We start from the raw sequence: 23,179 nt of genomic DNA, 5'->3' as shown, positions 1-23,179 counted from the left end.
CGAGGGCAGGCTGCACTTCACGGCCGGCATGCGTGGAGCACGAACCTGCGATCCGTCATGATGTTGGCAATGCTTACGATCTCGCCGATTGCCGCGCACGCGGCCGGCTTCGATTGCGCGAAAGCCGTTTCGCCGACCGAAAAGGCGATCTGCGCGGACGCCGGGCTGTCGTCGCTCGACGGCGAACTGGCGGCGGCATGGAAGAAGGCGCTCGCGAAAGGCGGCGATACGGCCGCGCTGAAGGCCGCGCAGTTGAAATGGCTCAAGCAGCGCGATCGCTGCGGCAGCGAAGCGTCGTGCCTCGGCGACCGCTATCGCGAGCGGCTCGCGATCCTGAACGGCACGTCGCTTGCGGCCGACCGCTGGCAGCAGACGTGGTATCGCGACAGCGCGAATCCGTCGGTCGGCGGCGTGCTGACGTTCACCGGCACGGCACCGCGTCTTCACTTCGAATTGAGCGGCAACAACGGCGCGAATACCGGCGGACTCAGCGGCGATATCGAATTGCACGGCGACAGCGCCACGTTTCGCCAGGACCGATGCCGGCTCGATTTCAGCCGCAAGGGCGGGCGCGTGCGGGTCGCGCAGCAGGGCGGCGATGCCGATTGCGGCGCCGGTGCGGGCGTCGTGTATTCGGGCGACTACGTGACGGCGTCGAAGGCGCAGGCGGGTCAGGCGGCGGATCTCGTGACCCTGAAGGTGCTGGCGGATGCGCGGCAGAATGCGATCGCGCACAAGCTGCTGGGCGCCGATTATCAAACGCTCGTCGACACGGTCAATTCCAGCGCGGACGAACAGGATCTCGACGGCCTGAATGCCGGCGTGAAGTCGTACTGGGTACGCGGCATCGCGACGACGAACGCCGCGATCGTGATGCGCCGGGGCGCCGATTTGTGGATCGGTCTGCTGGTGTTCGATGGGCAAGGCAAGGTGCGGATGCGCTATTACACGAGCGCGCCGGCGTGGAAAAAGACCGTGCCGAAGACCATTCGCGCATGGCACGACAATCTCGACAAGACGCTGCCGGTCGATTTGATGTGATCCGGCGGGCAGGCGCGCCGGCCGATGTACCCGGACGCGTATGACGCGTTTGTTACGTGACAATTGTCCACTCAATCGAGACAGCCAATCTTGTTTTGGCGGATTGAAGATTTTCGGTGAGACAGTAGACTGCACCCGTGCTTCGCCAGAACCGCTCCGCAGCGCGCCACGACGGCGCGACGGGACGGATTCCTCGGCAGCGGGCCGGCCGGCCCGCCGTTCGATCGTGCGAGGAGGGTTCGTTGCCGATCCGTGGGTTCGCCGTTGCGGCGGCCATCGGCACCGAATGCGTCAAACCGTCAATTCAAGGTGATTGCTATGCGTTACGTTTCGCTGGAGTCGAAGAAGGACGAGCTGCTGCTGGCGGCTCGCGTGCTGATGATGATCCTGTTCGTGCTGTTCGGCTGGCAGAAGCTGAACGGCTTCTCGGGCACAGTCGCGTACATGGCGTCGACGGGCGCACCGTCGCCCGAGCTGTCGGCGGTGATCGCGGTGGCGGTCGAACTGGTCGGCGGCGCGCTGATCGCGGTCGGGTTCTACACGCGTCCGCTTGCGCTGGTGTTCGCGGTCTACACGCTCGCGACCGCGTTGATCGGGCATCGCTACTGGGCGCTGCAAGGCATGGACCAGTACCTCGCGATGATCAACTTCTACAAGAACATCAGCATCATCGGCGGGCTGCTGTTGCTCGCGGTGAGCGGGCCGGGGCGCTATTCGTTCGACCGGAAGTAAGCGGGCGCGAGGCTTCGTGCCGCACGACAGGCCCGGTGCGCGCAATCGCGCATCGGGCCTTGTTTTCATCACGCGCACGTCGTCGACGTGCGATCGAAATCGACATCGGTTGCGTGTTCTCGTATAGATTGGGGGCCCTTATTCCCTTTCATCGTTGGCCACCGTGTCGCATCCGACCATCCTTCTCATCGGCGCGTCCGGCCTGCTCGGCCGTGCGGTTGCCGCATCGCTGTCCCGCGAATCGTCGCTGACGCCGATCGGAACGATCCGTAACCCGGACACCGCGGGCGCCCGGCGCCTCGCGTTGCCGCCGGAAAACGTCGCCCGACTCGACGCGCTCGATCAGCCGGCGCTCGAACACCTCTTCGCAACTCGCCGACCGGCCGCCGTGATCATCTGCGCCGCCGAACGCCGCCCGGACGTCTGCGAACGTGACCCCGCCGCCGCACGTGCGATCAACGTCGACGCACCGGCCCGCATCGGCGCGCTCGCGGCGCGCTACGGCGCGTGGACGCTCGGTATTTCCACCGACTACGTGTTCGACGGCAAGGCCGCGCCGTACCGCGAAGACGCCGCGCCGAACCCGCTGAACATCTACGGCCGCACCAAGCTGGAAGGCGAGGCCGCGTTGCTCGCCGCATCGCCGCTTGCTTGCGTGCTGCGGCTGCCGTTGCTCTACGGGCCGATCGTCGACTGGCACGAGTCGGCCGTCACGAGCCTCGTGCCGGCGATCGTCGCGTCCGCGCGTCCGGGTGCGGATGCGGTCGGGATGGACGCATGGGCGATCCGCTATCCGACCTACACGCCCGACGTCGCGGCGGTCATTCGCGACCTGACGCTGCGCCATCTCGCGGGCTCGACCGTCACGGGCATCCGTCACTGGTCGGGCGAGGAGCCGATGACGAAGTACGACATCGCGCAACGGATCGCGGTCGCGCTCGGCGTCGATGCGGCGCTTGCACGGATCGACACGCCGGCTGACGCGACGCCGCGTCCGTACGATTGCCACCTGGATGCGTCGCGCGTGCGCGCACTCGGGATCGATCATGCGACGCCGTTCGCGACCGGGCTGCAAGCCGTGCTGCGCGACGCACCGCCGCTGCCGTAAGCGCGTCGAACCGTGATGCCGCGACGCGTGGCAGCGGTCATCGCAGGTGCACGGCAAGACGCCACGCGGCGCAACCTTCCCGCTCGGCGGGGAACGTCGAGGCTGCGGGGCGGTGCGTCTCGTTCCCCGATGCCCTGACGCATTCGAACAATCACGAGAGCAGAGAGCGCCCATCGCGCTGCGTCTTCGTACCGGATTCAATCGCGTGCACGACTTCGTGCGTGCCCGTTCACGGCCAGGATGCCGATTGGCCGCGTTGCCGGGAGACGTGAAACGTTACGTCATCCATATCGATGCTGGAACGTTGCACGCGCCACGCACCGGCATGCGCGTCGCGCGCGGTCAGCGCGGTCGTCAGATCGGGGCCGCGCGCGGCACGAAGCTGCATGCGCTGTTCGCGCGAGTTGCGTGGGCCGGGTGCCGCTTCGGCACGTAAACCGCCGCGCCGGCGCCGACGCGCGCGGGCTGGCGAAGGCAAGTGTGCGCCGAACCGCAAAAGTCCTCGAACATGACGGATGCGCACTGCTATCATTCGCGCCATGCCGCGCCTGTGCATGGGTGCGGCGCCATGTGTTGCGTGCCGATGCCGTGCGGTTTTCGACGATGGCGGGGCGTTCGGTACACTTCGAAAGCGTTACAGGTCCAGGCAAACGATTCACATATCGCAACACCGATTGGCGGAACTTCGTGATAGGTTCGGCCATCGGAGGTTTTTTTGAATAAAAACATGCCCAAAGAGGATGAATACATGACCCAGGCCCTGCAGGATCTCGAAGCACAACTTCGGGACCTGAATATCAAGCTGTCGGAAGCCAAGCAGAAGGAGAAGCAAGCCGCACTCGCGGCATTCAAGGAGCAGGTCGAGTTATTGGGCATCTCGCAGCAGGAAGTGCTGAGCGCCCTCGGCTACATCGTCCAGCGCAAACGCAAGGCGCCTGCCAAGTATTACGATCCGACGACCGGCCGCTCGTGGTCGGGCCGTGGCCCGCGTCCCAAGTGGCTCGAAGGCAAGGATCTCGATACGCTGCTCGTCGACCGCGAAGCCAAAACCTGGTGGCCCGGCGACGATCGGGGCTGAGGCTGCCCCGCGCCGGTACCGCTCCGGTGTCGTTCGACCCGCGCCGGCGGCGACGCCGGCCTCGCAACACCCGCTTCATCGCGTTCTTTCGGTGTCCCGCCTGACTGCGGATCGCCGGCTTCAATGTCTTTCAAATTCATTACCGACGCTGCCTGCTTCCGTTCCCGGAAGCGGGCGGCGCGGCGCTTTCCGCGTGCGGGCGTCCGGCGCCCGTCATGCGCGGGAACAGGCTTTAGAATGTCGCCCGGACATTTCCGGCAGGACACCATGGCAGCAAACATGAAATCTTCGGCGCTCGGCGATCCGGCGGCGCCGCGCGGCGAGCAGGTCGGCGCGTACGCGTGGAAGGCGCTGGCCGGCTCGGCGATCGGCTACGCGATGGACGGCTTCGACCTCCGGATCCTCGGCTTCATGCTGCCGGCGATCACGGCGGCGTTGCAGCTGACGCCCGGGCAGGGCGGCGCGCTCGTCACGTGGACGCTAATCGGCGCCGTCGCGGGCGGCATTCTGTTCGGTGCCCTGAGCGATCGTTACGGCCGCGTGCGCGTCCTGACCTGGACGATCATGCTGTTCGCGGTCTTCACCGGCCTGTGCGCGTTCGCCCAGGGTTTCCGCGATCTGCTCGTGTATCGGACCATCGCGGGCATCGGCCTCGGCGGCGAGTTCGGAATCGGCATGGCGCTCGCGGCGGAAGCGTGGCCGGCGAGCAAGCGGGCACGCGTGTCGTGCTACGTCGCGCTCGGCTGGCAGGCCGGCGTACTGCTGGCCGCGCTGCTGACGCCGCTGTTGCTGCTCCATATCGGCTGGCGCGGGATGTTCGTGGTCGGCGTGCTGCCCGCGCTGCTCGCGTGGCTGCTGCGCAACCGGCTGCACGAGCCGGAAGTCTTCGTGCAACGCGCGGCGCGGCCGCGGGCCAACGCGTTCCGGATGCTCGTCGCCGACGCCCGCACCGCGCGCACGAGTCTCGGCATCGTGATCCTGTGCTCGGTCCAGAACTTCGGCTATTACGGGATCATGATCTGGCTGCCGACCTTCCTGTCGAAGCAGATGGGTTTCTCGCTGACGAAGTCGGGGCTGTGGACGGCGGCGACTGTCGTCGGGATGATGATCGGCGTCTGGACGTTCGGGCAGCTCGCCGATCGCATCGGCCGCAAGCCGACGTTCCTGCTGTACGAGCTTGGTTCGGTCGTGACCGTCCTCGCATATGCGCGCCTGACGGACCCGACGGCGATGCTGTGGGCCGGCGCGCTGATGGGGATGTTCGTCAACGGGATGGTCGGCGGCTACGGCACGCTGATGTCCGAAGGCTATCCGACCGTCGCGCGCGCGACCGCGCAGAACGTGCTGTGGAACATCGGCCGCGCGGTCGGCGGCTTCGGGCCGGTGGCGGTCGGCGCGCTTGCCGCACACTATTCGTTCCAGACGGCGATCGCGCTGCTCGCCGGCCTCTACGTGCTCGACATGGTCGCGACGCTGTTCCTGATTCCCGAGCTCAAGGGCGTCGAACTCGAATGACGACGCGCGGCGTGCGCCGGGATTCGCGACCCGGCGCACGCCGCGGTTCAATTCAACTTCATCACGGGAATTCACGATGCAACGCAACAACCGAACGATCGGCGTGATGGGCTCGGGCAAGGAACCGTGGCTCGCGTTTTCCGAGCCGCTCGGCGCGTGGCTCGCGCAGGCCGGCTTCAACCTGCTGACGGGCGGCGGCCAGGGCGTGATGCTGGCGGTCGCGCGTGCGTTCGCCGGCGTGCCGGGACGGGCCGGCCGGTCGATCGGCATCGTGCCGACGCAGGCCGATCCGCACGCGGGCTTCGTGCCGCTCGAAGGCTATCCGCATCCGTTCGTCGAGATCCCGATCCTCACGCCGCTGCCGCGCCGCGAACCGGGCGCCGAACCGCATACCATCAACCGGAACTACGTGAACGTGCTGAGCAGCGACCTGATCGTCGCGCTGCCCGGCGGGCACGGGACGGCCGAGGAGATCGCGCTCGCGCGGCGCTGGCGCAAGCCGCTCATCTGCCTCGGGCCGGACGGCGCGTTCCGGGAGCTTGCCGCGGGCGCGACGTGCACGTCGTCGCTCGACGATGTGATCCGGTTCATCGACGCCACGTTCGCGGCCGCGTTGCCGCATGCGGAGCGGGTGCAGCGATAGGGCGGCCGTCGCCGTCGCTGCCCGTCGCGAGCAGCCCCGTCAGCGCCCGGTCTTCAGTTGCGCCCACAACCGGTTCTGGAGCCGGCGAATTTCGGGCGGCATCGGTTTGAGCAACGTCATCTTGCTCAGTACCTCGTCGGCCGGATAGACCGACGGATCGCGCGCGATCGCGGGCTTCACGAACTGGCGCGCGGCCTTGTTCGCGGTCGGGTAGAACACCGCGTTGGTGATCCCCGCGTTGACCTTCGGGTCCTGCAGGTAGTTGATCCACTTCAGCGCGGCGTCGCGGTTCGGCGCGTCCTTCGGGATCACCATCATGTCGAACCACAGCAGCCCGCCTTCCTTCGGATTCGCGAAGCGGATCTCGTACGGACGCTTCGCTTCCGCTGCCCGGCGATGCGCGATGCCGACGTCGCCGGAATAGCCGAACGACACGCACAGGTCGTTGTTCGCGAGATCGTTGATGTAACCCGACGAGTTGAACTGCGTGATGTACGGGCGCACTTTCTTGAGCACGTCGTACGCGGCGCGGTAATCGGCCGGATTCGTGCTGTTCGGATCCTTGCCCATGTATTGCAGCGTCGCGGCGAACACGTCGACGGCCTGATCGAGGAACGATACGCCGCAGCTTTTCAGCTTCGCCATGTTGGCCGGGTCGAACACCAGCGCCCAGCTGTCGACCGGTGCCTTGTCGCCTAGCGCTTTCTTCACCGCCTGCACGTTGTAGCCGATGCCGTCGGTGCCATACGCCCACGGCACGCCGTACTGGTTGCCCGGATCGGCGTCGGCGACCATTTTCATCAGCAGCGGATCGAGGTGAGACAGGTTCGGCAGCTTCGTCTTGTCCAGCGGCTGGTAGACGTTCGCCTGGATCTGCTTGGCCATGTAGTTCGATGTCGGCACGACGATGTCGTAGCCGGAGTTCCCCGACAGCAGCTTCGCCTGCAGCGTGTCGTCGCTGTCGTAGTTGTCGTAGCGCACGTGCAGGCCGGTCTGCTTCTGGAAATTCGGGATCGTGTCCGGCGCGATGTAGTCGGACCAGTTGTAGATATTCAGCTCGCCGGCCGCCTGGGCGTTCGTGTTGCCGAAGGCGGCGATGTCCGCGACGGACATCATGGCGGCGGTTGCGATGGCGCGGCGAAGGGGGCGGAGTTGCATGGCATGTCTTCCGTATTGGAGCGCGCGGTGCTCGGCGGTTGGCGAGTCGCCGCGCCACGGTTCAAGGGTGGACGTGTGTAACCGGCCGGCATTCGAAACGAGCGCCGGCGGTGCATGATGATCGGGTATCCATTCGGTCTACGAAGCGAATCGCACGGACACGATGCGCAGGTCGAACGGAAGGGAGGGGGCGCTAAGGCAGGAGCGATGCCACGTCGTCGGTGTGGATCGCAACGAACGCGCGTGCGGCGACGGCGTTGTGACGGCGGACGGAACGGCGGGACAGGATGGTATAGATCGACAGATGCAGGCGAGGACTCTGCCGGCGGTCACTGTCGTCGGCGGACGAGATCGCGACGCGCACGTTGCGCGCATCGCCTCGTCTCCACCGCACCAGCGGGCCACGGATTCTCACGTTACTCTCGACCGGGTTGTTGAAAGTATTGAACACCTGGCGACTCGCGGACGCTTGCCGTTTCATGCTTCGATCGTCGCGCTTGCCGCGCGGCGATATCGAAGCGTTGAAGCAAAACGAAAGCATGTTGCAAAGTGGAATCGCCGAAACATGACGTTCCTGTGAATCATCAGGTAAATCGCTGTAAGGATGTCTCCGGATTTTCCCTAGTGATTTGAATGCCGTTTGGTTCAGTGGGCGAATGTGAGCGCGCGGGACATGCGTGGTGCGCGCCGCTTGGAATGCTGCCGAAGTGACGAAAATATTCGACAGATCGCCGGCGGCATTTGCACCATGCGCGGTTCGCGCGCGAAGTCGCGGATATCGGCCGCGATGCGAAGCAATGCGCGTGCAGTCGTCAGGCGACCCGGATCCCCAGATTCTCGATCAGCATCGCGGCCTGGTCATACGAGATGGTCGCGCCGCGCAGCACGCCCGACGCGAGCAGCTTCGGCGTGCCGCCGAGTTCCACGTCGCGCAGGTCGGCTCCATCGAACCGGACGTCGTTCAGATGCGCGTTGCGCAGGCTGCCGCCTTCAAACACGGCGTCGCGAAAGTCAGTGCCGGCGAGATCGGCATCCGAGAAGTCGAGCGCCACGAGCCGCGTCTTTCGGAACGAGAAACGGCGCAGACTCGCGCCGACCAGCAGCGTGTTCGAGAACTCGATGCCGAGCGACTTGCATTCCTCGAAGTCCGCGCCGGTGAGCCTGCATTCGTCGAAGCGTGCGGAGCTCAGCTTGCTGCGGCGCCAGCTCGTGTTGTTGAGATCGCAGGACTGAAACTGCGCGTCCTCCAGGTCGGCCGACGCGAAGCTCGTCTGGCGTGCGCGGCAGCGAATCCATGCGGTCTGCGCGAGGGTCGCGCCGACGAACGATGCTTCCGCGAGCGCGCAGCGCTCGAATCGCACGCCGCGCAAATCGAGCCGCGACAGGTCCGCGCCTTCGAGGTCGCAGTCTTCGAGACGAATCGGCGCGGGCGAGCCTTCGACGAGAAGCAGCAGGTCGGCGCGATCGAGCGTTCGGCCGGAGACGGAAACTCCGCAGGTCGTCATGAGGGAATCCAGTGTGAGTTGAAAGGTTCGTGGCCGGTATCGGATGGCATCGGCCGGGTTGCGCGACATCGCGCGCGTTGCCGTTCAGCGCGCCGCCTTCATCCTGGCGGCGACCGGTTTGGCGGCCGGCTCGGGCCGGAACGTCCACAGGATGCGCATCTGCGCGCGCATCGCCTGCTCGTCCGCCGGAATCAGGCAGTACGCGAGCCCGATGCGGCTGATCAGCGCGATGATGTCGTCAAGTGCGGGCACCTGCGCGCCATGCAGGGCGACGTATTCGCGGTACGGCCGTTCCAGCACGCGTTGCCACATCGGCGCGACGTTCTCGACGATGTAGCCGAACACCTCCGTGGAGACGCTCGTCGCGAGATAGTTGTGGTGAAAACCGCCGTGATGACGATCGCGGTAGCGCACCGCGAAGCACATGCTTTCCTCGCAATAGGCTTCGAAGTCGTGCTCGAAGCCGGTGAGCGCACGCTGCATCTCGTCGAAGAACGCGGCATTCTCGACACCGATCACGCCCTGGATCAGTTCCTTCTTCGTGCCGAAATAGCGGTACAGCGTGCGTCGAGAAATATTCGCGCGACGCGCGACGTCGTCGATCGACAGACGGTCGATCCCGTGCTCGATCATCGTATCGAGCGTCGCGCGCAGGATGGCATTTCGCCCGTCGTTGACGCTGTCCCTCCTGCTGGCGTCGCCCCAGCGCAGTTGCCGATCCATGCTTTTCCTCGATGCCGTGAGTGTCGTGAGTCGCGCGGCGTGTGCCGGTGTGCCGACCGAATGCGCCGGTTCGGAATTCTCGCACACGTTGTCACAAATTGATTGATCTGTGACATAGCGCGGGACGCATCAACCCGCCCTGCATGTTCTCGAGCCGCGGGCACGAGACGCCGGATTCGCGGGCTTTCATGCATCATGCGGTTGCATCGACCCGTCGAGCAGCGGGGTCGTGCGAGTCATTGCGTCCGCAACCAATCCGGAGAACCGCCCGCCATGCATTCGAATCCCTTTCGCCTTCGTCGCGCCCGTCTGCTCGCCGCGCTGACGCTCGTCACCACTGCCGTCGCCGCGCATGCGGCCGACTGGATCGTGTCCGGCAACGACGGCAAGTACCAGCGCGTCGAAGGGCGCGATACTTATCTCGCGTCGCCGCCCGCCGACACGCTGACGCTGCTCGACGCGAGCGTGGTTCCGCCGAAGGTCGTGCTGCAGGTCGATGTCGAGAACGGCATCCAGGGGCCGCCGCAGGCCGTTGCGATCGCGCCCGGCGCGAAGCTCGCGCTGGTCGGCGCGCCGACGCGCTATGACCAGAACGCGAAGCAGCTCGTGTACGACACATTCCTGCAGGTCGTGAACCTCGATGCGTCGCCGCCGGCGATCACGCGTATCGAACTCGGCACGCACCCGCAGGGGATCGCGATCGACCGGTCGGGCCGGCTTGCGCTGGTGGCGAACGTCGACGGCAGCGTGTCGATCCTGCGGATCGACGGGACGCAGGTGACACTCGACGGCAACCTGAGGATCGGCAGGAAGCGGCTCGCGGGAATCAGCTTCACGCACGACGGCAAGCATGCGCTCGTGTCGCTGCGCGACGAGCAGGGCGTCGCGGTGCTGAACGTCGACGACGGCAAGGTGACCGACAGCGGCACGCGGCTGAGCACGGGCGCCGCGCCTTATACGATCGACGTGTCGAGCGACAATCGCTGGGCCGTCGTCAGCAACGTCGGGCTCGCGGGGCTGCCGGGTTACACGGGCACGCTCGCGGGCGATGCCGATTCGGTCGCGCTGATCGACGTGTCGCGCACGCCGTTCCGCACGGTCCAGTACCTGACGGTGCCGTCGCTGCCGGAGGGCGTCGCGATCTCGCCGAACGGGAAGTGGATCGCCGTGCAGGCGATGGACGGCTCGAACCTGACCGCCGACAACCCGGGTCGCCACAAGCTCGGCAGGGTGGTGCTGTTCGAGATACGCGACGGCCGTGCGGTGCAGACGAGCGACGTGCCGGGCGGCGAAGCCGCGCAGGGCATCGTGTTTACCGCCGATAGCCGGCACGTGATCGTGCAGTTCAACGTCGAGCGCCAGCTCGCGCTGTATGCGGTCGAAGGCGGCAAGCTGCGCGATACGGGCAAGCGCATTGCGCTGTCGGGCGGGCCGTCGTCGTTGAGGACGTTGCCGCGGTGAAGTGTTGAAGCGTTGACGGGCTGGTCGTGTTCGCGCCGCGCCGACCGGCGTTACGGACGCAGCAGGTCGAATCCGCCGAACACGACCACGCCGCTGAGCGCAATCATCGCGACCGAATGCTGGCCGAAGTAGAGAATCGCGGCCGCGAGCCACGTGGTCAGGCAGAAGGCGCCGATGCGGGCCATCGTAAGTTCCTCGAAATGCGTGATGAAGGGTGTGCGTGCCGGAGTCGGCGCGTCGTCATATCGATGCGGGCGCGGGGCTCGCGCATCGACGGCGCCGGACGGCATCGCGTATCGGGCCCGATCGGGCGGGCGCCGACGCGGGTAGCCCGCGCGGCCTTGCCGGAAGCAGCCGGTGTGCTGCGGCAGCGGGCCAGCGGGCGATTTTACCAGCGTCGACGATCGCCTAATCTGGCCCCTTCGCGACAATCGACGGTGCGCGTACGGCAGCCACGGCGCAGGTGCCGTTTCAACGCACTTCGGAGGGCGGGGCTAAAGTTTTGTCCGACGAATGCCGTAAACGAGTTGCAAGGTATCCCTTGTTCAACCGACCCGAGTCGCACACTCATTACGGACCGACACGATGCAGATCGATCTTTCTTCCGCCGCGCAGACTTCGCTCACCACCGGTCAGACGGCCACCGGCGCCGCGTCGACGGCGACGTCCACCGCGTCGTCGCCGACGGACAGTGCGGCGCCGGCCGACAGCGCGGGGCAGACGCCGGGCGCGTCGGGATCCTCGTTCGAGGATCCCGCGGTCAAGCAGCTGAAGCAGCTCATCGAGCGCTTGCAGAAACAGCTCGCGCAAGTGCAGCAGCAAATGGCGGCCGCCGCGCAGCGCGCGAAGAACGATCCGGCCGCGGCGATCGAGCAGCAGACGCTGAGCGCGGAAGCGAGCACGATCTCCGCCGCGCTGTCGACGGCGATCGCGCAGCTTGCGCAGGCGATCCAGAAGTCTGGCGGCTCGACCTCAGGCGGGCTGGTGTCGACGCAGGCCTGACGGCACGGCGCCGCACCGTTGGGCAGTGCGCGGACGCATCGCGGCACGCCAGCCCGCGCATTACAATCGCAAGCTCGTCTCCCTCGAAAGGACGGCAGAACGATGAATGCGGAATTCACCGACGACGATCTCATCCGCTTCGACGCGCAAGGCGGCACGCCGCTGCCGGCGGCCGACACCGAAGGATGGCTGGACCACGACGGCGCGCGCATCTGGCACGCGTCGTTCGGTGATGGGCCGCCGGTCGTGCTGCTGCACGGCGGTCTCGGCCACGCCGGCAACTGGGGCGGCCAGGTGCCGGCGCTGCTCGCTGCCGGCTACCGCGCGATCGTGATCGACAGCCGCGGCCACGGCCGCAGCACGCGCGACGATCGCCCTTATTCCTACGAACGCATGGCCTCCGACGTGCTCGCGGTGCTCGATGCGCTGCACATCGGGCGCGCGCGCTTCGTCGGCTGGAGCGACGGCGCGTGCGTGTCGCTCGTGCTGGCCGCCCGCGCGCCGGAGCGTGTGGTGGGTGTGTTCTTCTTCGCGTGCAACATGGATCCGGGCGGCACGAAGGAGATGGTGCCGAGCCTGCTGATCGACCGCTGCTTCGCGCGGCACCGCAAGGACTACGCGCGGTTGTCCGCGACGCCGGGCGAGTTCGATGCGTTCGTCGCGGCCGTCAGCGAAATGATGCGCACGCAACCGGATTACAGCGCGGCCGACCTCGCGGCGATCGCCGTGCCGGTCGCGATTGCGCAGGGGGAACACGACGAATTCATCCGCCTCGACCATGCAGCGTATCTCGCACACACGATTCCGGGCGCGACGCTGACGATCCTGCCGGGTGTGAGCCACTTCGCGCCGCTGCAACGGCCGGCGCGCTTCAACGCCGCGATGCTGGCGTTTCTCGACCGGTTGCCGGACTGACGTCCGTATGGCCGGTTCGCGGGCCGCATAAGTTTTTCTTTAGGCTCGCGCAAAATTTCATCGATTGTTGGCAAGCGGCCGGCGGTGGATAGTCCTGCTCGACAGGCCGGCTGCCGCAGTCCTCGCGCGGCGCGGCCGGACCTGTTGTTCACGCAACCATCACAAAAATCGAAGGAACCGCAATCATGCGATTCAACGCGATCCGCATCGCCGCGACCCTGTTCGTCGCCGCGTGCGCCGCCGCCATGGCCGGCCGCTCGGCCGCCGCCACGCAGGACGAAATTCACGAAACCGTGACGCGCCACGTCGCGCCGCTGATGAAGCAGTTCGCCATTCCCGGCATGGCGATCGGCGTCGTCGCCGACGGCAAGCCTTATGTGTTCGACTACGGCGTGATGTCGACGCAAACCGGCAAGCCGGTGACCGGCGATACGCTGTTCGAGATCGGCTCCCTCAGCAAGACGCTGACCGCGACGCTCGCGGCCGACGCACAGGAAGGCGGCGAACTGTCGCTCACGGACCCGGCCGGCAAGTACCTTCCCGCGCTGCAGGGCAAGCCGTTCGGTGTCGTCACGCTGCTCAATCTCGGCACGCATACGCCCGGCGGAATGCCGCTGCAGGTGCCGGACAGCATCCGCGACGATGCGGACCTGATGCGCTATCTCGACGCATGGCGGCCTGCGTACGCGCCGGGCACGCGTCGCACGTATTCGAACGTCGCGATCGGGATGCTCGGTTTTCTCACCGCGAAGGCGATGCACGAAGACTTCGCGGTGCTGATGGAACAGCGGCTGTTCCCCGCGCTCGGGATGACGCATACCTACATCGACGTGCCCGCCGCGCGCCAGGCGGACTATGCGCAGGGTTATACGCAGGACGGCAAGCCGATCCGGATGACGGGCGGCATGCTGTGGCAGCCGGCGTACGGCGTCAGGACGACGGCGGCCGACCTGCTGCGCTTCGTGCAGGCGAACATGGGGCTCGTCGAAACGTCGCCGCGGCTGCAGCGCGCGCTCGAACGCACGCATACCGGCTATTTCCGTGCGGGCCCGTTCACGCAGGATCTGATCTGGGAACAGTATCCGTATCCGGTCGCGTTGCCGACGCTGCTCGCGGGGAATGCGCCGCCGATGCTCTACAACGCGACACCCGCGACCAAAATCGAGCCGCCGCTCAAGCCGCGCCCGGACACGTGGATCAACAAGACGGGGTCGACCAACGGCTTCAGCACGTATGTCGCGTTCGTTCCCGCGAAGCGGATCGCGATCGTGATGCTCGCGAACCGCAGCGTCCCGATCGAGGATCGTGTGAAGACCGCGTACCGGATCGTCGAGTCGCTGCAGGGCAAGCCATAACCTGCGTCGCACCGGCCCGCGTGGAATTGCCGACGATCGGCGTGCGGTGTCCGAGAGCGATCCGCGCGACGAGCGAGCGGGAAGGGCGGCGGATCGAAGCGTGATCGCGCCGGACGCCGTGACGCGCACCGGCGCATTGCCGCCCGAGCCTGGGCTCGGGCATGACGCACATGCTCAGGCGAGCGCGGTGTCGGTGGTGTGCGAGGTCGCCACGCCGGACCCGCTGGAAGAAGACGCACCGGCCAGACGCCGATAGCGCGCGAGCGCCCACAGCGGGAAGTACGCGGTGTAACCGTGATACTTCAGGTAAAAGATGCGTGGAAAGCCCGGCGCATTGTGCGATCGGTGCCACCAGAAGCCGTCGTCCTGCTGCACCGATTGCAGATACGCGATGCCGCGTTTCACCGAGTCGGACTCGCAATCGCCGAACGCCATCTGCGCGAGCAGCGCCCACGCGGTGAAGTTCGACGCGCTTTCGCTTGCGTTGGTGCCGGCGAGCGCCGGGTCGATGTAGCTGTCGTTCGTTTCACCCCAGCCGCCGTCAGCGTGCTGACGCGCACGCAGCCACGCGAGCGCACGGGCGATGTACAGTTGCGACGGGTCCTCGCCGGCGAGCGCCAGCCCGGCCAGCACGCTCCACGTGCCGTAGATGTAGTTCGTGCCCCAGCGGCCCCACCAGCTGCCGTCGGGTTGCTGCGTGCGCTTCACGTAGTCGATCGCGCGCGCGAGCGACGCGCGGTCATCCGCGCGCTTCGTGACGCCGAAGCACAGCAGCACGCGGCCCGACACGTCCTCGGTCGGTGGATCGAGCAGCGCGCCGTGATCGGCGAACGGGATCGCATTCAGGTACATGCGGTCGCAATCGGCGTCGAAGGCCGCGAAGCCGCCGTTGCGCGATTGCAGGCCACGCATCCAGTCGAGCGCGCGTGCGACGCGCGCCGCATACGGGTGCGAGCCGTCCGCGTTGCGATGCGTGCGGCCGCGACGGTCGAGCATCGCGGTGACGACCGCGGTGTCGTCGATGTCAGGGTAGTACGGGTTCGCGTACTGGAACGCCCAGCCGCCCGGTTGCGTGTCGGCGGGCGCGTTCTCGACCCAGTCGCCGCGCAGGTCGTTCACCTGACGCTCGGCGAGCCAGTCGTACGCGCGCGAGATGCGCGCGTCGAGTTCATCCAGTGCACTCGCGGGTGCGCCGGCTTCCGGCGCGGCCACGCCGCGTGCCTGTTCGAGCGCCATCGTGCTCCACGCGGTGTCCCATACCGGCGACAGGCACGGCTGGCAGTAGACGCTGCCGTCGGGCCGCGTGACCAGCAGCTTCTCGAGTGCGTTCTCGCAGTCACGGCGCAACGGATGATCGTCAGGATAGCCAAGTACGTCCATCATCTGGTAGCTGTACACGATCGGCGGAAAGATTCCGCCGAGGCCGTCCTCGCCGTTCATGCGCTCCGCGCACCATGCTTCCGCATGCCGGATCGCGCGCTGCCGCAGGCGTTTCGGCAGCAGCGGCTCGACGTGGCGCACCACGCGGTCGAGCGCGAGGAACGCGCGGCGCATCCCGCGCGCGGGCGGGAAGTACTGGCGTTCCTGGTCGGGCGGCGTGACGAACAGCTCGGGAATCGCGATGTTGCGCGGGTTGCGCGCACGCGCCTTCAGCGAGCACAGCACGAGCAACGGCACCATCGTCGTGCGCGCCCAGTATGCGACCTTGTACATCGAGATCGGCACCCACTTCGGGAACAGCACGAATTCGATCGGCATGAATGGCGCCGCGCGCCACGGCACCTGGCCGAACGTCGCGAGCAGGATGCGCGTGAACACGTTCGCGCGTGCGGCGCCGCCGAGCTTCAGGATCGCGTCGCGCGCGCGGACCATGTGCGGCGCATGCTCGCTGTCGCCGGCGGCCTTCAGCGCGAAGTACGCCTTCACGCTGCACGACACATCCGGATCGCCGTCGACGTACAGGTCCCACCCGCCGTGCGTGTCGAGGCGCTGGATCGCGCGCAGGTAGCGCGCCATCTGCGCCTGGCGCACGTCGTCGATCTTGTCCATGAAATGCATCATCAGGATGTATTCCGCGGTGATCGTCGCGTCGGACTCGAGTTCGAAACACCAGCTGCCGTCAGGCTGCTGAAGACGCATCAGCGCGTCGCGTCCGCGGGCGATCGCGGCGTCGAGCGCGGACCAGTGGGAGGGGGCAGGTTTGTTCATGCGGCGGATCATACCATCCAGCCGGAATGTTTATATCGAGACCGTGGGTGCTAACATCGCCCCCATGAAAAAACGCCAAGAATCCGCTTCGCGCGACATCTCCACGCCTGTCGATACGGCCGGGCAGGCAGGCGCACCGGAAGCACACGAAGCCGCGCCCACCGCTGGCGTGCGGCGAAAAAAAGCGCCGGAACAGGTGCGCGCGCAACTGCTGGAAGCCGCATCCGAGATCGCGACACATCAGGGCGTGGCCGCGTTGACGCTCGACGCGGTCGCCGAACGCGCGGGCGTGACGAAAGGCGCGCTGCAGTATCACTTCGCGAACAAGCAGGGCTTGCTTGATGCACTGTTCGGGCAGGCGACAGAGCGCTTCGTATCGCAGATGGCCGCGCACCGGGCGGCCGATGCGCATGGTAAAGGCGCGGCGGCGCGCGCGTATCTGCATGCGGTGCTCGACACCGCGCAGCCGGCCGCGAGCACCGACGTCCTGCGCGTGCTGGTCGCGTCGATGATCACCGAGCAGGAGACACGTGCACGCTGGTCGGTGCCGATGCGCGAATGGACGCGCCCGGACCCGGTGCCGCTCGAGCAGGCGGCGACGCTGATGATCTGCCGGCTCGCGGCTGACGGGCTGTGGATTTCCGAGCTGCTCGACAGCGTGGAGATTTCGGCCGAGTTGCGCGCGGAGATCGTTCGGCAACTGGACCGGATGAGTGCGGGCGAACCGCCTGCGGGCAAGAGCAAAGGCTTGCGCGGCCGGCGCGGCTGAGCGGGTTCGGTCGCCTTACAGCGCGCCGGGACCGGCGCGCCTTCTCACAACCGTTCTTGCGACGGCGCCTTGATCTTGCTGCGCATGGTGCCGATCCGCACGCCGTGCATGCGGCTGTCGATGTCGGTCGTGACGGCCATTTCCGCACGCGTGAGCGTGCCTCGTACATCCCCATTTCCTGATTGCCGCACGCGCCGCATTGCACGGATGCGGTGCGATCGATTCCAGCAGGCATCCTCAATATTGGGGATGCCGCCGCGAGGCGGAGCATCTACGATCGTCAACGAAGGATCAGGGTGCGGGTGCATCCGACGCGGCACGGCGGCGACGTTTCGAAGGCTGCGCGGCAATGATCCGATGATATGAACCAAATCATTGCGCCGATCGGCGGTGTTCTGACACAGAGCGTGCGTACCGTGACGAGAAGCGAGTACGACGTGTCCCGCGAAAACGACCATGCGGCGACGCGGCGATGACGACAGGCCAGGGCTGTGTTGCGGGGGAATATCGATCAAATGCTGACGAGAGACTATGTGGAGCGCGAGCTGTCTCATATCGAGAGAATGGTCGCGTTGCTGGAAAGCGATGCCGAAAGCGGCGATGCGGCGATGCCGTGCGCGATGCGCGTGAGTCGTCCGAGTTACTGGCGCGGGCGGATCGAAGCGCTGCTGGCGATTCCCGGCATGCCGCGCCGCGTGACGGAACTCGGCAATGGCCTGCTCGCGAAGATCGACGGGATGGAGTCTCGGCTGACGACGGTAAAACCCTGACCGGGTAGGCGCATACCACGCATGGCGTGAAGCGTACTCGGCCTTTATCCGTTATCGAGATAGTTCATATTCCGGATATCGCGTTGCGGGATAGCACGTGCCGCCGCCAAACTTGCGCAAAATCAATCCTACCCGGAGACATTCATGCGTACGCAAGTCGGCATCATCGGCGCGGGGCCCGCGGGCCTGCTCCTTTCCCATCTTCTTCATCTGCGCGGTATCGAGTCGGTCGTCCTGGAGTCGCGCAGTCGCGAACAGATCGAGTCGACCATTCGCGCCGGCGTGCTCGAACAGGGCACGATGGACGTGCTGACTGAAGCCGGTGTCGGCGACCGAATGAAAGCGGAAGGTGCGCTGCATCACGGCTTCGAACTCGCGTTCGAAGGCAAGCGCCGCCGCATCGATCTCACCGAACTGACCGGCAAGGCGATTACCGTCTATGCGCAGCACGAGGTGCTCAAGGATCTCGTGGCCGCGCGTGTCGCGGCCGGCGGTGCGCTGTATTTCAACGTATCCGGGACGACGATTTCCGGCATCGAGACCGACGCGCCGTCGGTCCGCTTCGTGCACGACGGTGTCGAACAGACGCTCGACTGCGATTTCGTGATCGGCTGCGACGGCTCGCAGGGCGTGTCGCGCACGATGATTCCAGCCGCATTGCGGCAGGACTACGAACGGGTCTTTCCGTTCGGCTGGTTCGGCATTCTCGTCGAAGCGCCGCCGTCGTCGGACGAACTGATCTATGCGCGCCACGAACGCGGCTTCGCGCTCGTCAGCACGCGTTCGCCGAACGTGCAGCGCATGTATTTCCAGTGCGACCCGAAGGATTCGGTCGACAACTGGTCCGACGATCGTATCTGGGCGGAGATGCATGCGCGCGTCGATTCCGCCGACGGCCAGCGGGTCGTGGAAGGCCGGATCTTCCAGAAGAACATCGTCGGCATGCGCAGCTTCGTGTCGACGACGATGCAGCATGGGCGACTGTTCCTCGCCGGCGATGCCGCGCATATCGTGCCGCCGACCGGCGCGAAGGGCCTCAACCTCGCGGTGTCGGACGTGCGCATCCTGACGGCCGCGTTGCAGGCGTTCTATGACGAAGACCGCACCGACTTGCTCGATGCATACAGCGAAACCGCGCTGCGCCGGATCTGGCGCGCCGAACACTTCTCGTACTGGATGACGCGCATGATGCATCGTCTCGACGACGCATCGCCGTTCGAGCAGCGTTTGCAGGTCGCGGAGCTCGAGCACGTGACGACGTCGCGCTCGGCGGCGATGGCGATGGCGGAAAACTACGTCGGCGCCGTCGCGGTCTGACGGGCCGCCAGATCTGGCGGGTCGGCTTTTCCGGTCGCGACATCCAGCGTCGCGACCGGCTCCGCCGTCCGGATCGGGCCGGTTCAAGACTGGCCGGGCATCAGGTCGCGATGGGCCGATTCCCTGAATTCGCCCGGCGTCTGACCTGTCTGCTTGCGGAAATAGCGGCTGAAGTACGCGCTGTCCGCAAAGCCCATCTCGTGCGCGATCTGCTTCACGCTCAGATTCGAATAAACCAGATCGCGCTGCGCTTCGCGGATCAGATGCGCGTTGACGACCGCCGTCGTCGAAATCCCCAGTTCCTCGCGGCAGACGCGCGCAAGCTGCGCGGCCGTCACGCCGAGCCGCTCCGCATAGAATTCCACCGGCCGATGCTCGCGGAAGTGTGTGTCGATCAGCTCGCGAAAACGACGCAGCAACGTCCCACGCCGGTCGACGCCCGCATGCGACGGCGCTGCCGCGAGATCGCTCAAGCGCGCGACATGCACGACCAGCGCGACCAGCAGCGCCATCCCGGCCGCGCCGCGGCCGCGTGACGTGCTGCGGAATTCCTGTTCGAGCAACGCGAACAAAGGCATCAGCATCGACACGCTCGCGTCCGGCCCCTTGACCGGAATCACGGCCGCACGTTGCAGAATCGACAGCGCGCCCGGCGCGACCGTCTTGACCAGTTTTTCCAGCGCGTGCTGCACGACCGTGATCACGAGGCCGTCGATTTGCGGCGAGAACTCGAACGCATGGACCGTTTGCGCGGGCAGCAGCACGAGGCACGGCGGCGCGAACGTGTGCTTCCCGCTCTCGATCACGACATGCCCGTGCCCGCCGCGGATGTACAAAATCTGCAATAGCGCATCGTGGCGGTGCGCGGCGATACGCCAGTCGTTCGGCTGGCTGCGCTCCGGTATCCATTCGAAGTTGAACGCGTCGTACCAAGGCGGACGCGCCGATTCGCCATACAGATCGTAGTTAGGGATTCTCCTCATGCCGCGCGGCCTCCTGTGTACAAATTGTCCTGTTGCTTGCGGCGTTTGTCCAATTTTCGCGCGATGCGCGCTTCTATACTTTTTTCATCGACGTAGCGCTTGCAACTGACGCATCGCGCGACGTTCGGGCAGCGTATGCCGGTTCGATCCGGACATTTCAAGCCTATTTAAAGAGGAAACCTAATGATATCGCAAGCAGACAACCGGAAGGCGGACTGGCTGCATCTCGACCGAAAAGTGTGTGTCGTGACGGGGGCGGCGGGCGGCATCGGCACGTCGATTGTCGAAGTGCTCGTGGCGGCCGGTGCGCGAGTCGCACTGCTCGATCGCGACGCGGACAGGACCATTGCCGTCGCGGAGCGGCTGCGCACGGCAGGCGGCGATGTCGTTGCGATCGGATGCGACATCGGTGACGCGGCGAGCGTGACCCAGGCCGCGGAACGCGTCGAGCGCGATCTCGGCCCCGCCGACGTACTCGTGAACAATGCCGGCCTGTTGCGTGCCGGCGGCATCGAGACCATCAGCCTGGACGCATGGAACGCGATGCTGCAGGTCAATCTCACCGGCTACATGCTTTGCTCGCAGGCGTTCGGCCGCGCGATGCTGGCGCGCGGCTCGGGCTCGATGGTGCATGTCGCGTCGATCGCGGCGCGCTACCCGCAGACGCATAGCGGTGCGTACAGCGCAAGCAAGGCAGCGGTCGCGATGCTCGCGCGACAGCTGGCGGCGGAGTGGGGGCCGCGCGGCATTCGAAGCAATACCGTGTGCCCCGGGATGATCCGCACGCCGCTGTCCGAATCGTTCTATCAGAGCGGCGACATTGAGGCGCGTCGCAGCGCGATGACCGCGAGCCGGCGCATCGGCCGCCCCGACGACATCGCTAACGTCGTCGCGTTTCTCGCGAGTCCGCGCGCCGCGTATGTGAACGGGGCGGAACTGGTGGTCGACGGCGGCCTCGACGCGATGCTGATGGACCTCGTTCCGCGGCCGGGCTATGAAGCCGCTGCCGCTGCAAGGTAGTTCAACGACATTGCCGCGCGTGATGCAGACATACCGTGTTAAACGGGGCGGTGGCGCGGCTGTTCCATCCATGGAGGAAGACATGATGAACGATCGGCATCGTTCGAAGCACGTCACGTGCGATCTGCTCGTGATCGGATCGGGAGCGGGCGGCCTATCCGCCGCGATTACCGCGCGCAAGGCCGGCCTCGACGTGATCGTCGTCGAGAAGGAAGCGTGTTTCGGCGGCACGACCGCGTTTTCCGGCGGCGTGCTGTGGATTCCCGGCAATCGCCACGCGAGTGCAAACGGCGTGCACGATACACGCGAGGCGGCGCGCACGTATTTGCGCGGCGAAACGGGCGCGTTCCGTGACGACGCGGCAATCGAGGCCTTTCTCGAGCACGGCCCGCGCATGCTCGAATTCTTCGAGCGCGAAACGGACGTGAAATTCGTCCCGACACTGTATCCCGACTATCATCCGAACCTGCCCGGCGGCGTCGACATCGGCCGCTCGGTCGTCGCCGCGCCGTACGATGCGCGGCAGCTTGGGCGCGATCTCGAGCGCCTGCGTCCGCCGTTGAAGACGATCACGTTCATCGGGATGATGTTCAATTCGTCGAACGCGGACCTGAAGCATTTCTTCAACGCAACGCGCTCGCTCAAGTCCGCGTGGTACGTGACGAAGCGGCTCGCCGCGCATCTGAAGGATCTCGCGCTGTACCGGCGCGGCGTGCAGATCACGAGCGGCAACGCGCTTGCCGCACGACTCGCGAAGTCGGCGCTGGACCTCGGGATCCCGATCCTGACGAACACGCCCGCACGTGAACTCGTGACCGACGGAGGCCGCATCGCCGGCGCCATGGTCGGGGCGGACGGCGAGACGTATCACATTTCCGCGCGCCGTGCGGTCGTGCTGGCGAGCGGCGGCTTCTCGCACGACGTCGCGCGAATCCCGCGTGCGTATCCACACGTCGCGCGCGGCGGCGTGCATGTGTCGCCCGTGCCGGTCGGCAACACCGGCGACGGCGCGAAGCTGGCCGAGCAGGCTGGCGGCCGCGTGGAGATTCGCTATCCGCAACCGGCCGCATGGATGCCCGTTTCGCGCGTGCCGCTCGGTGATGGCCGCTTCGGGGTGTTTCCGCATCTGCTCGATCGCTACAAGCCGGGTGTCATCGGCGTGACCCGCCGCGGCATGCGTTTCACGAACGAATCGAATTCCTACCATGACGTCGGCGCCGCGATGATCGCCGCATGTCGCGACGAGACCGAAACGGCGATGTGGCTCGTGTGCGATCGCGCGACGATCCGCAAATACGGGCTCGGCTTTGCGAAACCCGCACCGGTGCCGCTCGGGCCGCTGCTGCGCAACGGCTATCTCGTGCAAGGCCGCACGCTGGTGGAACTCGCGCAGCGGGCCGGTATCGATGCGGCGAATTTGGAGGCAACCGTGCAGCGCTACAACCGCGACGCCGCGCGTGGTGAGGATTCCGAATTCGGCCGCGGCACGACGTCGTTCAACCGCTATCTCGGCGACGCCGATCATCGTCCGAATCCGTGCGTGGCGCCGCTCGGCAACGGGCCGTATTACGCGCTCAAGGTCGTGATGGGCGATCTCGGCACTTTCGACGGAATCCGTACCAACGCGGTCGGGCAGGTGCTGGCCGCCGACGACCGGCCGATCGCCGGCCTGTACGCGGTCGGCAACGATCGCGCCAGCATCATGGGTGGAAACTATCCGGGTGCGGGGATCACGCTCGGTCCGATCATGACGTTCGGCTATCTGAGCGCGCGCCATATCGTGGGGCTCATCGACCTGATCGGCCCCACCGAACCGACACCATGCGCTGCCGTGGCGCATCCCGCCGACACGCGCGCGACCGCGTGAACCCGGAGC

24 protein-coding genes are annotated in these 23,179 nt (G+C 66.3%); 15 read left to right on the top strand and 9 right to left on the bottom strand.

Annotation, left to right across the window (positions count from 1 at the left end; genetic code table 11):
- The first annotated feature begins 60 nt into the window (after positions 1-60).
- The 3 genes from WS87_RS32450 to WS87_RS32440 all read left to right on the top strand — a co-directional run bounded on the left by WS87_RS32450 (position 61) and on the right by WS87_RS32440 (position 2,881).
- A complete protein-coding gene (locus tag WS87_RS32450) occupies positions 61-1,041 on the top strand; it encodes a lysozyme inhibitor LprI family protein (protein WP_442861417.1) in 981 nt (326 codons plus the stop codon).
- Between the two features lie 318 nt (positions 1,042-1,359).
- Positions 1,360-1,773: a DoxX family protein gene (locus tag WS87_RS32445; RefSeq protein WP_059449243.1), complete on the top strand. Its 414-nt coding sequence runs from the start codon at positions 1,360-1,362 to the stop codon at positions 1,771-1,773.
- Positions 1,774-1,936: 163 nt separating this feature from the next.
- Entirely contained in the window at positions 1,937-2,881 is a 945-nt protein-coding gene (locus tag WS87_RS32440) for a dTDP-4-dehydrorhamnose reductase family protein (protein ID WP_059820847.1), read from the top strand.
- A 229-nt stretch (positions 2,882-3,110) separates the two neighbouring features.
- On the opposite strand, the gene WS87_RS33855 is transcribed toward WS87_RS32440, so the two are convergent.
- A complete protein-coding gene (locus tag WS87_RS33855; RefSeq protein WP_159085739.1) occupies positions 3,111-3,269 on the bottom strand; it encodes a hypothetical protein in 159 nt (52 codons plus the stop codon).
- A gap of 360 nt (positions 3,270-3,629) precedes the next feature.
- On the opposite strand from WS87_RS33855, the gene WS87_RS32435 reads away from it, so the two are divergent.
- The 3 genes from WS87_RS32435 (at position 3,630) to WS87_RS32425 (ending at position 6,117) form a co-directional block, all read left to right on the top strand.
- On the top strand, positions 3,630-3,959 hold the full coding sequence (locus WS87_RS32435; RefSeq protein ID WP_059525998.1) for an H-NS histone family protein: 330 nt from the start codon (positions 3,630-3,632) through the stop codon (positions 3,957-3,959).
- 267 nt (positions 3,960-4,226) lie between these two features.
- Positions 4,227-5,474 carry an MFS transporter gene (locus WS87_RS32430; protein WP_059820812.1) on the top strand — a complete coding sequence of 416 codons (1,248 nt, stop codon included), beginning with the start codon at positions 4,227-4,229 and terminating at the stop codon, positions 5,472-5,474.
- A gap of 76 nt (positions 5,475-5,550) precedes the next feature.
- Positions 5,551-6,117: a hypothetical protein gene (locus tag WS87_RS32425; RefSeq protein WP_059820811.1), complete on the top strand. Its 567-nt coding sequence runs from the start codon at positions 5,551-5,553 to the stop codon at positions 6,115-6,117.
- A gap of 39 nt (positions 6,118-6,156) precedes the next feature.
- On the opposite strand, the gene WS87_RS32420 is transcribed toward WS87_RS32425, so the two are convergent.
- From WS87_RS32420 to WS87_RS32405, 4 genes are all read right to left on the bottom strand, one after another.
- On the bottom strand, positions 6,157-7,275 hold the full coding sequence (locus WS87_RS32420; RefSeq protein ID WP_059820810.1) for a polyamine ABC transporter substrate-binding protein: 1,119 nt from the start codon (positions 7,273-7,275) through the stop codon (positions 6,157-6,159).
- Between the two features lie 193 nt (positions 7,276-7,468).
- Positions 7,469-7,756: a hypothetical protein gene (locus tag WS87_RS32415; RefSeq protein WP_218921330.1), complete on the bottom strand. Its 288-nt coding sequence runs from the start codon at positions 7,754-7,756 to the stop codon at positions 7,469-7,471.
- Between the two features lie 331 nt (positions 7,757-8,087).
- Complete coding sequence (locus tag WS87_RS32410) at positions 8,088-8,780, bottom strand: pentapeptide repeat-containing protein (protein WP_059820809.1); 693 nt, start codon at positions 8,778-8,780, stop codon at positions 8,088-8,090.
- Positions 8,781-8,864: 84 nt separating this feature from the next.
- Complete coding sequence (locus WS87_RS32405) at positions 8,865-9,503, bottom strand: TetR/AcrR family transcriptional regulator (RefSeq protein WP_059820808.1); 639 nt, start codon at positions 9,501-9,503, stop codon at positions 8,865-8,867.
- 273 nt (positions 9,504-9,776) lie between these two features.
- Here WS87_RS32405 and WS87_RS32400 point away from each other — a divergent pair, with 273 nt between their 5' ends.
- Positions 9,777-10,964: a beta-propeller fold lactonase family protein gene (locus WS87_RS32400; RefSeq protein ID WP_059820807.1), complete on the top strand. Its 1,188-nt coding sequence runs from the start codon at positions 9,777-9,779 to the stop codon at positions 10,962-10,964.
- A gap of 50 nt (positions 10,965-11,014) precedes the next feature.
- Here WS87_RS32400 and WS87_RS34495 read toward each other — a convergent pair whose 3' ends face one another.
- On the bottom strand, positions 11,015-11,149 hold the full coding sequence (locus tag WS87_RS34495; protein ID WP_006750603.1) for a hypothetical protein: 135 nt from the start codon (positions 11,147-11,149) through the stop codon (positions 11,015-11,017).
- Positions 11,150-11,549: 400 nt separating this feature from the next.
- Between WS87_RS34495 and WS87_RS32390 the strand changes: the two genes are divergently transcribed.
- The 3 genes from WS87_RS32390 to ampC all read left to right on the top strand — a co-directional run bounded on the left by WS87_RS32390 (position 11,550) and on the right by ampC (position 14,236).
- Positions 11,550-11,966: a hypothetical protein gene (locus WS87_RS32390; protein ID WP_059820806.1), complete on the top strand. Its 417-nt coding sequence runs from the start codon at positions 11,550-11,552 to the stop codon at positions 11,964-11,966.
- Between the two features lie 102 nt (positions 11,967-12,068).
- Positions 12,069-12,881 carry an alpha/beta fold hydrolase gene (locus WS87_RS32385; RefSeq protein WP_059820805.1) on the top strand — a complete coding sequence of 271 codons (813 nt, stop codon included), beginning with the start codon at positions 12,069-12,071 and terminating at the stop codon, positions 12,879-12,881.
- Positions 12,882-13,066: 185 nt separating this feature from the next.
- Positions 13,067-14,236 carry a class C beta-lactamase gene (ampC, locus tag WS87_RS32380; RefSeq protein WP_059820804.1) on the top strand — a complete coding sequence of 390 codons (1,170 nt, stop codon included), beginning with the start codon at positions 13,067-13,069 and terminating at the stop codon, positions 14,234-14,236.
- A gap of 174 nt (positions 14,237-14,410) precedes the next feature.
- On the opposite strand, the gene shc is transcribed toward ampC, so the two are convergent.
- Entirely contained in the window at positions 14,411-16,456 is a 2,046-nt protein-coding gene (gene shc / locus WS87_RS32375) for a squalene--hopene cyclase (protein WP_059820803.1), read from the bottom strand.
- Between the two features lie 52 nt (positions 16,457-16,508).
- Between shc and WS87_RS32370 the strand changes: the two genes are divergently transcribed.
- Positions 16,509-17,213 carry a TetR/AcrR family transcriptional regulator gene (locus WS87_RS32370; protein WP_059820802.1) on the top strand — a complete coding sequence of 235 codons (705 nt, stop codon included), beginning with the start codon at positions 16,509-16,511 and terminating at the stop codon, positions 17,211-17,213.
- Between the two features lie 44 nt (positions 17,214-17,257).
- Here WS87_RS32370 and WS87_RS33850 read toward each other — a convergent pair whose 3' ends face one another.
- Positions 17,258-17,671, bottom strand: coding sequence for a hypothetical protein (locus tag WS87_RS33850; RefSeq protein ID WP_159085738.1), 414 nt, complete (start codon positions 17,669-17,671; stop codon positions 17,258-17,260).
- Between the two features lie 57 nt (positions 17,672-17,728).
- On the opposite strand from WS87_RS33850, the gene WS87_RS32365 reads away from it, so the two are divergent.
- Positions 17,729-17,983, top strand: coding sequence for a hypothetical protein (locus WS87_RS32365; RefSeq protein ID WP_059820801.1), 255 nt, complete (start codon positions 17,729-17,731; stop codon positions 17,981-17,983).
- Positions 17,984-18,127: 144 nt separating this feature from the next.
- On the top strand, positions 18,128-19,300 hold the full coding sequence (locus WS87_RS32360) for a 4-hydroxybenzoate 3-monooxygenase (RefSeq protein ID WP_059820800.1): 1,173 nt from the start codon (positions 18,128-18,130) through the stop codon (positions 19,298-19,300).
- Positions 19,301-19,383: 83 nt separating this feature from the next.
- Here the strand turns inward: WS87_RS32360 and WS87_RS32355 are convergent, their stop codons facing one another.
- Positions 19,384-20,283: a helix-turn-helix domain-containing protein gene (locus WS87_RS32355; protein ID WP_059820799.1), complete on the bottom strand. Its 900-nt coding sequence runs from the start codon at positions 20,281-20,283 to the stop codon at positions 19,384-19,386.
- 183 nt (positions 20,284-20,466) lie between these two features.
- On the opposite strand from WS87_RS32355, the gene WS87_RS32350 reads away from it, so the two are divergent.
- Together WS87_RS32350 and WS87_RS32345 are read left to right on the top strand one after the other, a co-directional pair.
- Complete coding sequence (locus WS87_RS32350) at positions 20,467-21,303, top strand: SDR family NAD(P)-dependent oxidoreductase (RefSeq protein ID WP_059820798.1); 837 nt, start codon at positions 20,467-20,469, stop codon at positions 21,301-21,303.
- Between the two features lie 85 nt (positions 21,304-21,388).
- Positions 21,389-23,170 carry an FAD-dependent oxidoreductase gene (locus tag WS87_RS32345; protein WP_236873315.1) on the top strand — a complete coding sequence of 594 codons (1,782 nt, stop codon included), beginning with the start codon at positions 21,389-21,391 and terminating at the stop codon, positions 23,168-23,170.
- Positions 23,171-23,179 lie beyond the last annotated feature (9 nt).

It is taken from the genome of Burkholderia sp. MSMB0856, assembly GCF_001524645.2.
Lineage (GTDB): Bacteria > Pseudomonadota > Gammaproteobacteria > Burkholderiales > Burkholderiaceae > Burkholderia > Burkholderia diffusa.
Note: the sequence above shows the minus strand (reverse complement) of the source record. Positions and strands in the feature narration are given on the sequence as shown.

Bases quoted from the DNA above. Each gene is read 5' to 3' on its own strand.
- WS87_RS33855 (WP_159085739.1), bottom strand. From the start codon at position 3,269: ATGCAGCTTCGTGCCGCGCGCGGCCCCGATCTGACGACCGCGCTGACC.
- WS87_RS32435 (WP_059525998.1), top strand. From the start codon at position 3,630: ATGACCCAGGCCCTGCAGGATCTCGAAGCACAACTTCGGGACCTGAAT.
- WS87_RS33850 (WP_159085738.1), bottom strand. From the start codon at position 17,671: ATGGTCGTTTTCGCGGGACACGTCGTACTCGCTTCTCGTCACGGTACG.
- WS87_RS32410 (WP_059820809.1), bottom strand. From the start codon at position 8,780: ATGACGACCTGCGGAGTTTCCGTCTCCGGCCGAACGCTCGATCGCGCC.
- shc (WP_059820803.1), bottom strand. From the start codon at position 16,456: ATGATCCGCCGCATGAACAAACCTGCCCCCTCCCACTGGTCCGCGCTC.
- WS87_RS32425 (WP_059820811.1), top strand. From the start codon at position 5,551: ATGCAACGCAACAACCGAACGATCGGCGTGATGGGCTCGGGCAAGGAA.
- WS87_RS32385 (WP_059820805.1), top strand. From the start codon at position 12,069: ATGAATGCGGAATTCACCGACGACGATCTCATCCGCTTCGACGCGCAA.
- WS87_RS32415 (WP_218921330.1), bottom strand. From the start codon at position 7,756: ATGAAACGGCAAGCGTCCGCGAGTCGCCAGGTGTTCAATACTTTCAAC.
- WS87_RS32430 (WP_059820812.1), top strand. From the start codon at position 4,227: ATGGCAGCAAACATGAAATCTTCGGCGCTCGGCGATCCGGCGGCGCCG.
- WS87_RS32445 (WP_059449243.1), top strand. From the start codon at position 1,360: ATGCGTTACGTTTCGCTGGAGTCGAAGAAGGACGAGCTGCTGCTGGCG.
- WS87_RS32450 (WP_442861417.1), top strand. From the start codon at position 61: ATGTTGGCAATGCTTACGATCTCGCCGATTGCCGCGCACGCGGCCGGC.
- WS87_RS32370 (WP_059820802.1), top strand. From the start codon at position 16,509: ATGAAAAAACGCCAAGAATCCGCTTCGCGCGACATCTCCACGCCTGTC.
- WS87_RS32345 (WP_236873315.1), top strand. From the start codon at position 21,389: ATGAACGATCGGCATCGTTCGAAGCACGTCACGTGCGATCTGCTCGTG.
- WS87_RS32390 (WP_059820806.1), top strand. From the start codon at position 11,550: ATGCAGATCGATCTTTCTTCCGCCGCGCAGACTTCGCTCACCACCGGT.
- WS87_RS34495 (WP_006750603.1), bottom strand. From the start codon at position 11,149: ATGGCCCGCATCGGCGCCTTCTGCCTGACCACGTGGCTCGCGGCCGCG.
- WS87_RS32400 (WP_059820807.1), top strand. From the start codon at position 9,777: ATGCATTCGAATCCCTTTCGCCTTCGTCGCGCCCGTCTGCTCGCCGCG.
- WS87_RS32365 (WP_059820801.1), top strand. From the start codon at position 17,729: ATGCTGACGAGAGACTATGTGGAGCGCGAGCTGTCTCATATCGAGAGA.
- ampC (WP_059820804.1), top strand. From the start codon at position 13,067: ATGCGATTCAACGCGATCCGCATCGCCGCGACCCTGTTCGTCGCCGCG.
- WS87_RS32420 (WP_059820810.1), bottom strand. From the start codon at position 7,275: ATGCAACTCCGCCCCCTTCGCCGCGCCATCGCAACCGCCGCCATGATG.
- WS87_RS32360 (WP_059820800.1), top strand. From the start codon at position 18,128: ATGCGTACGCAAGTCGGCATCATCGGCGCGGGGCCCGCGGGCCTGCTC.
- WS87_RS32405 (WP_059820808.1), bottom strand. From the start codon at position 9,503: ATGGATCGGCAACTGCGCTGGGGCGACGCCAGCAGGAGGGACAGCGTC.
- WS87_RS32355 (WP_059820799.1), bottom strand. From the start codon at position 20,283: ATGAGGAGAATCCCTAACTACGATCTGTATGGCGAATCGGCGCGTCCG.
- WS87_RS32350 (WP_059820798.1), top strand. From the start codon at position 20,467: ATGATATCGCAAGCAGACAACCGGAAGGCGGACTGGCTGCATCTCGAC.